Below are 14,947 nucleotides of genomic sequence, written 5' to 3' on the forward strand. Positions count from 1 at the left end.
GAACGATCGAATCATATTGAGCAGAAGTGCTATAATACATAGAATAGCTTCATCAGAAACAAGGGAGAGTAATAATGAAGACGCTTGGAACATTATGTGTGCTGATTCTGACAGCCATCCTTGTCTATCTCGGGTATAACATCTATACAAACGATATTCATTTGAATTTTTTTAATCAGCAGTCCGACGAGCCTGATGAGAAAACACCGTTAAAAGGGAGCGCGTCACCGCTGAATGTCGTTCTGTACAGACAGATGGATTCTCCCAGACTTTACAATGGCTGTGAGGTGACAAGCCTTGCCATGATTTTGAACAATGCCGGATATCATGTGTCAAAAAATACATTGGCGGATAAAATCAATAAAGTTCCGCTCACATACAGCAGCGGGCTGAAAGGAGATCCGAATGAAGGATTTGCCGGAGATATGGAAAACGGCCCCGGTTTAGGCGTTTATCATGAGCCGATTGATAAACTTGCCAAAGAATATGCGGGGAACAAAGTATACGATCTTACGGGAAAAGACATTTCTTCAGTGTACCGGCAGCTTGAAAAAGGGCGGCCGGTCTGGGTGATTACCACCACATCTTTTAAGCCGGTTGATAATATGCAGACTTGGAATACGCCGAACGGAAAGATCGACATTACGTTCAGCATGCATAGCGTAGCCGTCACCGGTTATGATCACGATTATGTATACGTTAATGATCCTTACGGCTATAAAAACAGAAAAACAGACCGGTCTGACTTTGAAAAAGCCTGGAAGCAGATGGGCAGCCAGGCCATTGTGATCAAGTCATAAAAAAACCCCGCTGACGTTAATCAGCGGGGTTTCCCATTCGTTCTTTCATTTCTTCGTCCGTATAGATCACTTGCATCGGATTTCCTCCGACAAACGCCCCGGCCGGGACATCTTTGTGCACCAGCGTGCCGGCTGATACAACGGCTCCGCTCCCGATGGTGACGCCGGGCAGAATGGTTGTGTTTGCCCCGATCATCACCTCGTCACCGATTGTGACAAAACCGGTCCGGTACTCATGTATTAAATATTCATGAGCCAAGATCGTCGTATTGTAGCCGATGATGCTGTTTTTTCCGACAGTGATTTTTTCGGGAAACATGATATCCGGCATCACCATCAGCGCGAATGACGTCTGTTGTCCGACATTCATTTTCAAAAAGGTTCGGTACAGCCAGTTTTTCACGCTTAAAAACGGCGTATACCTTGCGATCTGAATGATGATGAAATTTTTCATCACCTTCAGAAAGGGAACCGTCTGATAAACATGCCACAATGAATTTGCACCTGAAACCGGATGGCGGTCTGTTTTTCTCACGGGTTACTTCACTCCGGTGATGTGCAATAAATCACTCATTTTCTCAAGCATATAATCGGGTTCATAGGCGGAAAGCGCCTGTGCGCCTTTAATCGTCCACGCGACGCCGGCTGTTTTCGTGCCGGCGTTTTTCCCAGCCATGACATCGTGATAATTGTCACCGACCATCATGGCTTCCGACGGCTCGCACCCCAGCCGGCTGAGCGCGAGCCGCACAGGTTCAGGATCAGGCTTCGGGTGCTTTACATCATCAAGCGTGACGACAGTATCAAAAAACGCACCGATGCCTGTCAGCTTCAATCCCATATTCACTGTATCCCTCAGCTTTGTGGTGACAATACCGAGCTGATATCCCGCTTTTTTCAATTCTTCAAGCGTTTCATAAACCGTTTCATACTCCGTGACGAGCTCATCGTGCTTTTCATGGTTGAATGCTCTGTACATGCTGATCATCTCATCGCACTTTTCAGCATTAATGCCTGAAAACGTTTCATACAGAGGCGGGCCGATAAACGGAAGCACATCTTCCCTTTTAAACTGCCCCGGGCAATAATGATCAAGCGTATGAAGGTAAGAAGCGATAATCAGTTCATTCGTGTCAATCAGCGTGCCGTCGAGATCGAATAAAATAGCGGTTACACGTTTATCAGTCATCTTATGTCCTTTCCGATTTCAGACGTCAGTCCGTGTCGGCATACCGCTTATCGGCATACCCTTTCATGCGTCTGAAAATCATTAAAATAATCGCGAGAACAATCAGCACAATGGAAATGACCTGCGCGATCCGAAGCTGGCTCGTAAGCATCAGGCTGTCCGTCCGCATTCCCTCAATAAAGTATCTGCCGATTGAATACCAGATCACATACGTCAAAAACAGATTGCCCCTGCGCAGGTTCACCCGGCGGAGCAGAAGCAGAATCACGACGCCCGCAAAACTCCACAGCGATTCATACAAAAACGTCGGGTGATAATAATGTCCGTCTATGTACATCTGATTAATGATGAAATCCGGAAGGTGCAAGCTTTCTAAAAATGACCGGCTGACCGTTTCGCCGTGAGCCTCCTGGTTGATAAAGTTTCCCCAGCGCCCGATGGCCTGACCGAGCAGAATACTCGGCGCGGCAATATCCGCCAGCTTCCAGAATGAGATCCCTCTTACTTTTGAAAAAACAACGCCCGTTGCGATCGCGCCGATCAATCCGCCGTGAATCGCGATGCCGCCTTTCCAGGTTTTAATGATTTCCCCGGGGTGTTCCGAGTAATAGCTCCACTCGAAAAGCACATAGTATGCCCGTGCGCAAATGATTGCGATCGGGATGGCGAAAAGAACAAGATCAATAAAAATGTCCTTTTCCATCCCCCGCTTTTCACTCTCCCTCATGGCCATCCAAAGCCCTAATAACGCACCCGCGCCGATAATGATCCCGTACCAGTGCACGGATAAAGGCCCGAGCTGCAAGGCAATCGGATTGATTGGTGTTCCTGCTTCGTTCATATTATTGCCAACTCCTATTCGTCTTGTTCGCCGTCTTCAATGACATCCGCCAGCTTATTCGTAAATTGCTCGGCAGCATTTAAGCCCATCCGCTTCAATCTGAAGTTCATCGCGGCAACTTCGATAATAACGGCGAGATTTCGCCCCGGGCGGACGGGAATGGTCAGTTTTGTAATTTCCGTATCAATGATTTTCATTTTTTCTTCTTCCAGTCCGAGACGGTCGTATTGTTTCCCTTGCTCCCAAAGCTCAAGGTCCATGACGATTGTGATTCTTTTGTTGCTTCTGACGGCGCCCGCTCCGAACAGCGTCATGACATTTATAATGCCGAGCCCCCTGATTTCGAGCAGATGCTCAATCAGATCAGGCGCATTCCCGACGAGCGTGTCCTGATCCTCCTGCCGGATTTCTACGCAGTCATCCGCGACAAGGCGATGGCCGCGTTTGACGAGCTCCAGCGCTGTTTCACTTTTACCGACGCCGCTTTTTCCCGTAATGAGCACACCGACGCCGTATATATCCACAAGCACGCCGTGAATGGCGGTTGTGGGCGCGAGACGGCTCTCAAGAAAATTCGTCAGCCGGCTTGACAGTCTGGTTGTTTTCAGAGGCGATCTGAGCACCGGCACACCGTTTTTCTCGGACGCTTCTACAAGCTCCGGCGGAATCGGCATATCTCTGGAAAGTATGATAGCCGGCGTCACATCGGTGCACAGCGCTTCCATCCGCTGTTTTTTATCTTCTTCAGGAAGCTGATCGAAAAATGACAGCTCCGTTTTTCCTAAAAGCTGCACCCGTTCTCTCGGGTAATATGTAAAATAACCGGCGATTTCAATACCGGGCCGTGATAAATCACTCATCGTAATCGGGCGGTTAATTCCTTCTTCTCCGCTGATCAATTCTAAATGGAACTGCTCCATTACGTCTTTGGTCCGAACCTTTGCCAAGATATGTTCCTCCTGTTCTGGGATGTTCCGAGCTTTGAACAGTTATATTTTATCACTTTACCGTCTGAACCAAAACAGATTTATACAATTCCGGGATAACTGGTCTAGATAACTAGTCTAAAAAGGAGTAAAATAAAACTAACAACTAACCAGAAAGGCGTGTTTTAAAGTGGCTGAAAGCTTGTTAATCAGCGGTGCAGACATCGTAACAGAAGATGAAATCATCCAAAACGGATTTCTCGGCATAAAAGACGGCATCATTTCTTACGCGGGTAAAACAAGACCGCAAGAAACGTATGAGAAGGAATGGAAGGCGCCCAAGGGCACGTATGCGCTTCCCGGAATGATTGATATCCATATTCACGGCGGATACGGCGCGGATACGATGGATGCCGATTTCGCGGCGCTTGATACAATGGCCGCCCGGCTGCCCGAAGAAGGAACAACCTCTTTTTTAGCGACAACAATTACACAGCAGCACGAAAACATTGAAAAAGCGCTCGAAAACGCCAAAGAATGGACGGTATCTTCACCCCAGGCGCATAAAGGAGCTGAGTTGATCGGCATTCATTTAGAAGGGCCTTTCGTCTCTCCGGAAAAGGCGGGAGCACAGCCGAAACAATGGATTACCCCGGCCGATGCCGGGCTCTTTCAGAAATGGGAACATCTCTCTGGAGGGCTGATCAAAATTGTGACGCTTGCGCCGGAAGAAGATCCTGATTTCAGCCTGATCCGTTATTTAAAAGACCGCAACATCATCCCGTCAATGGGACACACAAACGCGGGAGCCGATCTTTTAGAAAAAGCGGCGGATGCCGGAGCGCTACATATGACGCACCTGTTCAACGCCATGAGCTCCTTTCATCACCGTGAGCCGGGGGGCATCGGTACGGCTCTCGCCTGCGGCCGCATCACGGCGGAGCTGATCACTGACGGTATTCATTCCCATCCTTTGGCCGTAAAGCTTGCCTTTTTGGCGAAAGGAAGCCAAAACCTGGTGATGATTACAGACTCCATGCGGGCAAAAGGGCTTAAGGACGGAGAGTACGAATTCGGCGGACAAAAAGTCACCGTTCGCGGGAACACGGCGCTTCTTCCTGACGGGACGCTGGCCGGTTCCATTTTAAAAATGAATGAAGGCGCAGCCCTCATGCGCAGGTTTACGAACTGTTCATGGCTGGATATAGCAAATATGACGTCGGCAAATGCAGCCCGCCGCCTCGGCATATTTGACCGCAAAGGAAGTATTGCCGAAGGAAAAGACGCCGACGTTATTCTGACGGACGGACAGTGCGGCGTGCTGGCATCCATTTGCCGCGGAAACACCGCATATATCTCAAAGGAGGCTGATTGGACATGAACATCATCACATGCAGACATTATGAAGAATTAAGTGAAAAAGCCGCAGCGATTATCGCTGAAACAGTCAAACAAAAGCCGGATGCCGTTCTGGGCCTTGCGACGGGAGGCACCCCCGAAGGCGTATACAAAGAACTTGTGCGGAGGCACCGCTCCGAAGGCTTGTCATTCCGGGATATCACGACGATCAATCTTGATGAATACGCCGGACTTTCTCCCGAGGACAAAAACAGCTATCATTATTATATGAATACACATTTTTTTGCACATATCGACAGCCGAAAGGACCGCCACTTTCTCCCTGACGGACGGGCAGACGATCTTGATGCTGAATGCGAACGCTATGACCGATTAATTCAAACACTCGGCGGAGCGGATATTCAGCTTTTAGGCATCGGACACAACGGCCATATCGGCTTTAATGAGCCCGGGACGCCATTTGAATCCAGAACCCATGTCGTTGAGCTGAATGAAGAGACAAGACAGGCGAATGCGCGGTACTTTCCGTCAATCGATCAAGTCCCTGAAAAAGCCGTGACAATGGGGATCGGGACTATCTTGTCCGGCAAACGGATTTTGATCATGGCATCCGGAAAAAGCAAGGCCCAAGCGGTGAAACAGCTTCTGGACGGACGCGTCAGCGAAGCATTCCCCGCCTCCGCCCTGCACGCACACCCGGATGTGACGGTCTTGATTGATGAAGAGGCTGCGGGCGGCGATTGAAAGGATTTGACCTATGCAGATTGATAAACAATCTCCGGTTCCGATTTATTTTCAGATTATGGAACAGTTGAAAACACAAATCAAAAACGGCGAGCTGAAAGCGGATGCGCTGCTTCCGTCGGAGCGGGAATACGCCGAACAATTCGGCATCAGCCGAATGACGGTGCGCCAGGCCCTTTCCAATTTGGTGAATGAAGGGTTTTTATACAGGCAGAAAGGCCGGGGAACGTTCGTCAGCAAACTGAAGATGGAACAGCCGCTCCAAGGGCTGACAAGCTTTACGGAAGATATGAGAAGCCGGGGTATGAAGCCGGGGAGCAGACTTGCCGAATACCAGCTGATTCAGGCGACTGAAGAATTGTCTTCTATTTTAGGATGCGGCTATCAGGCAACGCTTCATAAAATCATCCGCGTCCGGCTGGCGAATGATATCCCGATGGCAATTGAAGCCTCGTACATCCCGTTTGACAAAGCAGGAAAACTGGACGCCTCCCATTTTCGCTCATCCATGTATGAGCATATCGAAGCGTACAATCAGATGCCGATCTCACGCGCCAAACAAGAGCTTGAACCGGGTGCAGCTTCTGAAGAAGAAGCGGAACTGCTCGGCATCCAGCCCGGCGCGCCCGTCCTCTATATAAAGCGGACCACTTATCTGCAGGACGGCACTGCCTTTGAGCATGTCAAATCCGCATACAGAGGCGACCGCTACACATTTGTGCATTATATGGACAGGGTGAAATGAAACATCTCCAACCGATTCGGGTTGGAGATGTTTTTTATGGAGTTACATATTTTTTTGATCTGCCATTTTCAAATCAAGCCGACCGATATTCTCTATGACTCTGTCAAAACGAAGGGGCTGGGGTTCAGCCGGAAAAATATGATAATCATACGGACTCCCCAAAGTCCGGAAGAAAGGTTCAAATAAACCGGAAACAAGCAGTCCGACCATTTTCGTATACGGAGAATCCAAACGGTAAGAGTGAACGGTATGAGCCGGAACATGAAGGAAATCTCCGGGATTCAGCTGTATTTCTTCACCATTTGCCCACATCGTCATCTGGCCTTCCAGACAGTAAAACGTTTCTGTATGATGTTCGTGATAATGTTCAACAATCCGATCGCCTTTCGGACCTTCGGAAGAAACCACGATATATTGCCCGTCAGTATTGCTCTGAGCGGCAACAATCCGGTGAAGCTGGTCTCCTGTTAACAGACGGTCCCCTTCCCCGGATTCAAGTACGTACGGAACCACTTCATCAGGACGCTTTGCATTCGTGACAAGCTTCGCCTCGGTTTCCAAGACATCTTCATTTGATACAAATTCTATGTCAGACCCAGAAGCGGCTTGTAAAAAGACGTCATCAGACACTTCCTCACCATACGGAGGATGTTCCGCATGACTGTAGGGTGTTCCGATTTCAGCATAAAAGTCTGCCATGTTTCCGTTCATCGTATAAGAAACGAAACGGGTGCGATGGCTTCTCATTGTATAGCCGTGAACTGTGCCCGCCGGAATCTGGGCGTAGTCGCCTTCTGTAAGAAGGTGCTTCTCGCCATTGAGGGTCAGTTCTGCTTTTCCGTTTAAAACCAAGATGCCTTCATGTGTTTTTTTGTGAAGATGAAGCGGGAAAGAATCGCCTTTTCCCCCGGAAAGCAGGACGATTTCAAACATGTCACCCGTGCTTTTTTTATTTGCCAGAATGGTCGCCGCTTGCCTCCCGAACAAATAGCGGGGTCCTTCCCCATTGCGCAATAAATAAGGCATTTTTTCTTGCGGTAATGAGTTGATTAATAGTGCCAATGTGTTTCCTCCTCTTTGTAAACCAACGTACATCTTACTGTACCGACCGGTCTACATGTTGTCATTATAAAGAAAAGAGTAACAAAATGCTACCCTCTGTTTCGGACAAGATATGGAACCTGCTTTGAAATCAGCAGCAGCGGTTCTTTGTTTTTATGAGCCAGTGAAAACATAATCCCGCCTTCAATCATCGAGTTGATTGTCATTCCAAGCTTCTCCGCTTCCTCTCGCTCAAATCCGTGCTGAAGAAATTTTTCCACAAACACATCCGTCCACTGTTTAAACACCTCAACACAAGTGCATCTTAACGTTTCATTTATCAGAGCTGTCTCACTCGCTAACAAACCAACCGGCACTCCCTCAATACTCTGCGGATTATTAAACTGTTCAGCCGTTCTATGAATAAAGTGCTGAATGGCTTCGACAGGATCCGCGAATTGAGTCATACTATTCTGTATTTGTTTTTTAACGCATCTTCCCGTATGTTTGATCGCTTCAATAGCAAGTTCTTCTTTTCCGTTCGGAAAGTGATGATATACGGACCCTCTGGGCGCTCCGCTCTCTTTTATGATTTGATTCAAACCTGTCGCATGGTATCCCTGAATCTGAAAAAGGTATGCAGAGGCTTGAATAATTCTTTCTTTTGTCCCGGTTTTACTGTTCATTATGTTTCCTCCTGCATATTAAGAAAACCAATCGGTTTTAAGTATAGAAAAGGGACATAAAAAAGTCAAAAACACTTATCACAGTTGTGCGCCGCCATTCGCGTTACAGAAAAAATCCTGCTGACCGTCAGATTTTGTTCTGGGCAATCAGCAGGCGGTATTCGCATTATGGGTTGGAAGCATGCTTAAAATCAAATTGATCCGGAGCCGGGTGATACGGCGTTTTTCCTGTTTTGAACATCCAGATCGGCGATATTGTTTTTCCGTTGTACGGATCCTTGACAACGGTGTACCAGTAATAAACGGAATCTGGCTGCAGGCCGTCCCAGACCCAATGCGCGGTTTTTCCGCTTTTTACGTGTTTTTTATGACCGAGCAGTTCATTCGTATAGACGTTGCATTCAAAATAATCGGTCGCTACTTTTTTCATTTTCGGCTGTAAATCCATTTCGGCTGAGAATTCGTCTTTATCAGCGAACAGATCGGTGTCATAGTAATTGATGTCGTCCGTATACGGCGAGTAGGAGAACATGTGAACCTGATTGGCGGCCTGATCGAATTGCATAATGCGCATATAGCCTTGCCCCCCTTCAGGGCCATCCTGATAATCGGTCAGAATTTGATGAACGAGGCGGTCCGGTTTTCCGTCTCCATCATCGTCAAGGGCATCGGTTTTTTTCATGGCATTATGGTAATGGCCGCTTAATACCATCGCCACATTGCGATTCGGCTTGACGACTTTTTGATAGATCGTCTCCCCGATCGGGCTTCGGTTTCCGCTTACAAGCAAATACTCATGAAAGCATAATATGGCGGTTCGGTCCGGATACCGCTTTAGCACTTGATTGATCCAGTCAATCTCTTGATCCGTAATTCCCCAGCCCATATAAATCATAATAAAATCGTTCCCGCTTGCCGACAGCAGATCATAATGCCCGCGGTTATTTTTGTATGATCCGCCATAATGCATTTTCTTTTCAAAACGGCGGCTCCCGAAGAAATCCCCGAAGGTCCTGTATGTGCCGTCTTTATGGCCGACGTCATGATTTCCGGCAAGCACTCCGTACGGAATCCCCGCCTTGTCGAGTGTCCGCATGGAGTGATCGGCGTTTTTCCACTGTTTCATAACCATTGAATCATCGACAATATCACCGGTATGAAAGACATATTTAATATTGTGTTTTTCCTTATTTTCTTTGATCCATTCCGTCATTTTATCAAAAATGTTCGGGTGCCCTTGTGCGTAATACTGTGTATCCGACATCCAGACAAATGAGTAGTTGCCCTTCGCCGGTATTTGATCCTGCACGATGACATTCATTTTTGAGTTCTTCACCGCATCGGCTGCGGACACGGCGGCTTTTAACGTAAACGGCTTTTTATTTTTGGCAAGGACGCTGTCCGCCTCCTGCCAGCGGCTTGTCCGGTAATTCCAAATATACATGGTTACCTTCCGGCCGGGCAGAGAGCTTCCTTTCCAGACCGCCTCGGCCAGATCCGTTTCGTCAATAGACGGGTCAACAGACACTTCAAACCGGTGATAAGGGAAACGCTCCATGCTTTCCGTCGAGACGGTTTTTCCGTCATTTGCCGAGATGCGGTTCATTTCCGGCAGTGTAAACGGCATTTCATTTTCTTTAATGCCTCTCGGCGGTTCTGTCAATGAGGCATGCTGATACACTTTCACGCTGCCCGGATTCCGCGCGGTATAACGGAAGCCACGGTAAAATGATAAATTCATTTCATCCTTCGTCGGATCTTTTACCCGGACGGACAGCTTCGCTTTATGGGCGCCGGTTTTTTGGCCGGTAAACTCCGGCTGATTCGGCTCCTCCCGTTTGATGTGGAAGGTGCGGACGGATGTTGTTTCATTTCCCGCAAGGTCTGCCGCAGTGATGGTAAGGGTGTGCTTTCCGGGCTTAAGATCGGCTGATGACGTATGATGCGGGAGCGTGATGCTTTCTCCGTCCAAAAACGCTTTGACTTCTTCTACTTTGCTCCATTTATCACGGATGTCCGCTTTCAGCTCAAAGTTACCTTTCAGTGTCGAGCCTTCTTTGATTCCCGGAACAATCTTCGGCCCGGTATTGTCCACCAGCACAGACTGACTGAGCTGCTCTTCACCGTCACTTACAAAAATGTGGTGATGTCCTTCAGAAAGCTTCGCCGTATTCCATGGCAGAAGCCGCGACGTAAACAAATGATCCGGCAGGCTGAATGAGAAGGTCATGCGCTGATTCGCCCGCTTGCCGTCACCGATAAACAGCTGCTCAGCCGGATCCCGCTCCCCGTTTTTGATCACCGTTCCGTCTGAAAGCACCAGGCGGGCATTTTTCACGATAAAATCATCCCGATTCTCCCCCGTGTCATACGGAGAAACCTTTGAACCCGAACGGATGGAGACTTTCTGTGTTTTGCCCCCTTTTTGCAGCAGACGTTCCGGCAGCAGAACCGAGTACGTTCTGTAGCGGTGTGCCGGATCGTCAAAAATGTGCAGCACCTCGTTTTCCATCATGACGGTATTTTGGAAATAAAGATTCGTTTTCCGGGCATCGAAAGCGAAGTAAACTTCTTTTTCCAGCGCCGGCCGGGTCTCCTGCAGCTTGCCGTCAATCCACAGCTTGATCTTATCAGCGCTGACGTCGGATGTCGCTTTGAGCAGATAGGTGCCGGATATCGTATCTTCGGGTTCAATGTTCATCCTGAGTCCGTGTGATTTGCTCGTCTGTTCAATGTCAATCATCTTGACGGGCGTTTTTGCTTCATTTTCTCCGTCACCGGCTGCGATGTAATACTCAAGCTGATCCTGGCCGAGCAGTTCCGGAGAATAAAGAATGTGACGATATAAGCTGTCGTTGCGGTCTTTTTCTACCAGAATTCGTTTGAATGGTTTTTTCTCATTGGTTCTGTAATAAAACGCGACTGTTTTGACAAGGTTTTTGTCCCGTATGTCAGCCTTTAATTCGATGCTTTCAGCGGGCCGGACCGGCTTTCGGTCCGTAAGGTCTTCAATGACCGGTTTTTCCTTGTCAGGTTTGATCACCCTTTTCTGCTGCGGGATCTGTGCCTGAAAAACGAATCCCGGTGACGGCTTATGTTCGCTCGTGGAAATCTTCAGCAATTCTCCCGTTCCGTTCAGCGGATATTTATAAAGCAAAGAAGTCAGCCGGCGGAATGCGTGTTTTCGATAATGTGCTGAGGCGATGGTTTTTCCGGTATTTGCCGACAGCACCACCGTCCGCGGTCGGTCGTTGGACATTCCGTCCGTCCCTTCGATGACGGCGAGATGTTTTCCCTCCTTCAGCTGTGTTCCGTAGTAGCGGTTGAAATCATCTATCGTCAGTTCTGATGCGGCGCGTCTCAGCCAAAACACGTAAGAGCCGCCTGACGGAATGACCGTATCTTCTTTCGGCCTCCATATCATATCTGACTCCGGCCCTTCCTTCGGATAGCGGTAGCGGATGTGATAATCCTTAAAATGGATGGGTCTGTCCGTCGTGTTATACACCTCGATAAATTCATAGGCATCAGCGCCGTCTTCATTTTTCGTATCAACGGCAAGTTCCGTAATCATCAGCTCGGGAATATGATTCAAATCGGCTTGATAGCCGTCAAGCTTCAGCCGCTTTTTCTCCGATTCCGCCCTCTGTCTGCCATTGGTGAAAACGAGGTAATATTCCAATTCTCCATTCCAGATATCCCGTTTTGAAACCTGTGCCGTAAACAGCCGGATTGAGCCTGGCGCGGGCTCCATCGGCACCATCTTAAATCCCAGCTCATTGCTTTGTTTATAAAAAAGAAACGCCGAAAATGCTTGATAGTCGGGATTCTGTACATGAGCCTGTATAAACAGGTTTCTTTTCATTTCCGCCTTTACTTCTATTTGGGGAGGATTCTCCAGAAGCGGTATGTAATGAGGCGGCTGTCCGAATTCCTGCTGATTCACGGGGATTGCTGATTCTTTGCGCGCCGCATCCGCAGAAGGACTCACACAAAGCAAACCAATCAGAAAAAAGAGCGTCATCACAAGTTTCATCTCATTACCTCCCTATGCATTATGTTGCGTCAGGAGGCGGCCGCTTATGTACCGCACATAAAAAAGCTGCCCCCCTTGGGGACAGCTTTTTTTATCTTTTTCTAAGCGGCTCCAATATGCCTTTTTGAATCAGCAAGTGGAAAACGGACAGCACGACGGATGCCCAAATGGCGGTGCCGAACCCGTCAATCTGAAAGCTGTCTCCCATCAAGGCAGCGGTCATCATCAGCGTGATGGCGTTGATGACAAACAGAAAGAGGCCGAGGGTTACGACCGTGACGGGCAATGTCAATATAATGATGATCGGCTTGATCAGCACATTTAACACAGAAAGAATCACACTTGCGATAACAGCCGCTCCGATACTGCTGATATGAACGGAATCAAAATATCCCGCAATAACGATTAATAATAAAGCATTTACTAAAATGCTGACTGCCCATTTGATCATTTATTTCAAATCTCCTTCTAAAGGTACAACAAAACACCAGATAATATATACAATCGGCACGATTCCGCTCGTGACAAGCGCTAATACAACGGTTATGATGCGCAAAAGCGACGCATCCATATTGATGTACTCCGCCAAACCGCCGACGACACCGGCGATTTTACGGTTTTTTTCTGAACGGTAAAGTCTTTTCATCCAAATCACCTCTGAGTATGCTTGAGCTTAATGGCCCCTGTTAACGATTCTGAGAAAATCGAGAGATGCTGATCATGGCCCTGATTTGATGCCAGCATCAGTTCTTTTTGAATGGTATCATTCTTTTCCTTTAAAATCTCCGCATCAATCAGCTCATGGCTGAGAGAGCCGAGATTGCTTTTCAGCTCCGCTTTCACCGCCGCGTCATCAGGCAGGGCGATTTCCACGTTTCCGGTAGTCGTTTTCGTGTAGATGGAGCGGCAATGCGGCGCAGTCACGGTAAGCATGATATTGCCGTTAAAGCTTTGGACGTCAATGGATTCACTCGATCCGCGCAAATCAATCAAGCCGTTAATCGTTTCCGCTTCAATCGTGCCGCATTGGTGTCCGGCCAGCTTGATTTGTCCGTTAGCCGTTTCCGCTGACGCTTTCTCAGCCGTCAAATGAGAGAATGACAGAACGCCGTTTGTCGTTTTCGCTGAGAATTCTTTTACATGTAAATGTTCCCCTCTGATCGGTCCGTTAAACAGCTTCACTCTTATCTTATCGTACTCTTTCTGAGGAACATAAAGCGTCACATTGGTTTTCATCGTTTTCTTTTCCGTGCGGACAAAAAACTTATTGCCCTTCACTTCACATTCAATGTGCTGAAGAAATGCGGTGCGTGCCGCCTCCTGACTGTCCGCCCGGTACACTTTCGCCTGGCATTCGGCTCTGATATCTTCATCCGCCCACGGCACGATATTGACGCTGCCGTTTGCGATCTGCATATCAATGGCCGAGAATTCACTGTCTTTAAATTGAAAAATATGCTGGACTTCGTGTGCATGGCCGAAATTCAGATCGAGATCCGCTTCCTTCACTTTTTTGACGGCCGAATCAATCCAATCGAACAGCTTAGCCCCGATCGACGGTTTTTGGCTTCCTTTTGTCCCGCTTTCGAAATCTTCCGCGGGTTCCTGGACTTCTGTTGATAATGCGGTGATCTGTTCTTCTTTTTCTTTATATTCATGATCCAGTTTTTCAATGAGCGTCAGGGCTTCCTGCGCCGTCAGCCTGCCTTCTTCCACAAGCTTTAAAATCCGTTCTTTTTCCTGCTTCATACAAAACTCCTCCCCCGACTTTTCTTACACCTGGCGTAATACCTTAATTCCCTGCACGATATTCCAAATGACCATTGCGATGAGGATCAGAAAATAAACAGCAGCTCCTGTTATCATAACAAAAAACGGAACCATACTCTCCCCCTGAGCCGTAATCACTCCGCCGACAACGCCGGCGATCACAATCAACAATCCCGCAAACGGAATGATGTGAGAAATCAGGGCGCGCATGGCATGCCGCTTCGTCTCTTTTTCATCGACGACAAAGTAAGCCACAATCGGAAGAATGAGCGGCGCGAGAAATACACTGAAATAACAGATTGATGCGATAATCGCTTGGTTTCGATTCAATAAAAACACTCCCTGTGCTGTCATGTAAAAAACCCTTCCTTATACATACGTATGACAAATGGGCGGGTTTCATTTTCATGCTAAGGACATGATTCGTTATACATAATTTTGGATTTCCGGGATCTCACTATAGAATCTTTTCCCCGAACCCATTACAATATGTAACAAAGCCTGACCGTATGCAAGGAGGACATACAATGGAGAAAGATCCCGGAAACGACCAAGTGACGGAAGAAAGTCTGCGAAAATTAATTCGCGAACAGAAAAGAATGAACAGTGAAATGCTGGCTGAATTGGAACAGATCAAGGCAGCCCCACTTCCCATTTCCCATGATATTCAATATATAAAAGTGCTGCTGGACAGCAGCAGCACCCATATTCTGCAGGACTTAATGCATTTAAGCAAACAGCTTCCCCGACAGAAAAAAAGCCTGTAACAAAACAGCCCAAAACCGATACGTTTTGGGCTGTTTTTATTGA

The 14,947-nt window shown here is 47.8% G+C and carries 16 protein-coding genes; 5 read left to right on the top strand and 11 right to left on the bottom strand.

Going from position 1 to position 14,947, the window contains the following annotated elements; genetic code table 11:
• The first annotated feature begins 74 nt into the window (after positions 1-74).
• Positions 75-800 carry a C39 family peptidase gene (locus tag QRX25_RS16935; RefSeq protein ID WP_007614029.1) on the top strand — a complete coding sequence of 242 codons (726 nt, stop codon included), beginning with the start codon at positions 75-77 and terminating at the stop codon, positions 798-800.
• 16 nt (positions 801-816) lie between these two features.
• Here QRX25_RS16935 and QRX25_RS16940 read toward each other — a convergent pair whose 3' ends face one another.
• Genes QRX25_RS16940 through hprK form a run of 4 tightly spaced genes read right to left on the bottom strand, consistent with a single transcriptional unit; the run spans position 817 to position 3,777 of the window.
• Entirely contained in the window at positions 817-1,335 is a 519-nt protein-coding gene (locus QRX25_RS16940) for an acyltransferase (RefSeq protein WP_065982426.1), read from the bottom strand.
• Positions 1,336-1,338: 3 nt separating this feature from the next.
• Positions 1,339-1,989 (bottom strand): pyrophosphatase PpaX, encoded by a 651-nt coding sequence (ppaX, locus tag QRX25_RS16945; protein WP_212099454.1) that lies wholly within the window; start codon positions 1,987-1,989, stop codon positions 1,339-1,341.
• A gap of 25 nt (positions 1,990-2,014) precedes the next feature.
• Positions 2,015-2,830 (bottom strand): prolipoprotein diacylglyceryl transferase, encoded by an 816-nt coding sequence (gene lgt / locus QRX25_RS16950; protein WP_212099457.1) that lies wholly within the window; start codon positions 2,828-2,830, stop codon positions 2,015-2,017.
• A gap of 14 nt (positions 2,831-2,844) precedes the next feature.
• On the bottom strand, positions 2,845-3,777 hold the full coding sequence (gene hprK / locus QRX25_RS16955; RefSeq protein WP_065982429.1) for an HPr(Ser) kinase/phosphatase: 933 nt from the start codon (positions 3,775-3,777) through the stop codon (positions 2,845-2,847).
• A gap of 169 nt (positions 3,778-3,946) precedes the next feature.
• Between hprK and nagA the strand changes: the two genes are divergently transcribed.
• Genes nagA through QRX25_RS16970 form a run of 3 tightly spaced genes read left to right on the top strand, consistent with a single transcriptional unit; the run spans position 3,947 to position 6,604 of the window.
• Entirely contained in the window at positions 3,947-5,137 is a 1,191-nt protein-coding gene (gene nagA / locus QRX25_RS16960) for an N-acetylglucosamine-6-phosphate deacetylase (RefSeq protein WP_115996814.1), read from the top strand.
• Positions 5,134-5,859 (top strand): glucosamine-6-phosphate deaminase, encoded by a 726-nt coding sequence (nagB, locus tag QRX25_RS16965; RefSeq protein ID WP_013353748.1) that lies wholly within the window; start codon positions 5,134-5,136, stop codon positions 5,857-5,859. Before nagA ends, nagB begins: the two co-directional genes overlap by 4 nt.
• 13 nt (positions 5,860-5,872) lie before the next feature.
• Positions 5,873-6,604 carry a GntR family transcriptional regulator gene (locus QRX25_RS16970; RefSeq protein ID WP_065982431.1) on the top strand — a complete coding sequence of 244 codons (732 nt, stop codon included), beginning with the start codon at positions 5,873-5,875 and terminating at the stop codon, positions 6,602-6,604.
• Positions 6,605-6,646: 42 nt separating this feature from the next.
• Here QRX25_RS16970 and QRX25_RS16975 read toward each other — a convergent pair whose 3' ends face one another.
• The 7 genes from QRX25_RS16975 to QRX25_RS17005 form a co-directional block, all read right to left on the bottom strand.
• A complete protein-coding gene (locus QRX25_RS16975) occupies positions 6,647-7,630 on the bottom strand; it encodes a quercetin 2,3-dioxygenase (RefSeq protein ID WP_238156940.1) in 984 nt (327 codons plus the stop codon).
• A gap of 125 nt (positions 7,631-7,755) precedes the next feature.
• Complete coding sequence (locus QRX25_RS16980) at positions 7,756-8,331, bottom strand: TetR/AcrR family transcriptional regulator (protein ID WP_065982433.1); 576 nt, start codon at positions 8,329-8,331, stop codon at positions 7,756-7,758.
• 166 nt (positions 8,332-8,497) lie between these two features.
• Positions 8,498-12,367, bottom strand: a complete 3,870-nt coding sequence (locus tag QRX25_RS16985; RefSeq protein WP_212099460.1) for a metallophosphoesterase — start codon at positions 12,365-12,367, stop codon at positions 8,498-8,500.
• Between the two features lie 91 nt (positions 12,368-12,458).
• Entirely contained in the window at positions 12,459-12,818 is a 360-nt protein-coding gene (locus tag QRX25_RS16990) for a phage holin family protein (RefSeq protein ID WP_013353752.1), read from the bottom strand.
• A complete protein-coding gene (locus tag QRX25_RS16995; protein WP_003151448.1) occupies positions 12,819-13,013 on the bottom strand; it encodes a PspC domain-containing protein in 195 nt (64 codons plus the stop codon).
• A gap of 5 nt (positions 13,014-13,018) precedes the next feature.
• Positions 13,019-14,116 (bottom strand): DUF4097 family beta strand repeat-containing protein, encoded by a 1,098-nt coding sequence (locus QRX25_RS17000; protein WP_013353753.1) that lies wholly within the window; start codon positions 14,114-14,116, stop codon positions 13,019-13,021.
• 24 nt (positions 14,117-14,140) lie between these two features.
• A complete protein-coding gene (locus tag QRX25_RS17005; protein WP_025649342.1) occupies positions 14,141-14,467 on the bottom strand; it encodes a magnetosome magnetite crystal formation protein family in 327 nt (108 codons plus the stop codon).
• Between the two features lie 197 nt (positions 14,468-14,664).
• On the opposite strand from QRX25_RS17005, the gene QRX25_RS17010 reads away from it, so the two are divergent.
• Positions 14,665-14,904, top strand: coding sequence for a hypothetical protein (locus tag QRX25_RS17010; protein ID WP_014471080.1), 240 nt, complete (start codon positions 14,665-14,667; stop codon positions 14,902-14,904).
• Positions 14,905-14,947: the final 43 nt, after the last annotated feature.

The sequence above is a fragment of the Bacillus sp. L381 genome, assembly GCF_030284525.1.
Classification (GTDB): Bacteria; Bacillota; Bacilli; order Bacillales; family Bacillaceae; genus Bacillus; species Bacillus amyloliquefaciens.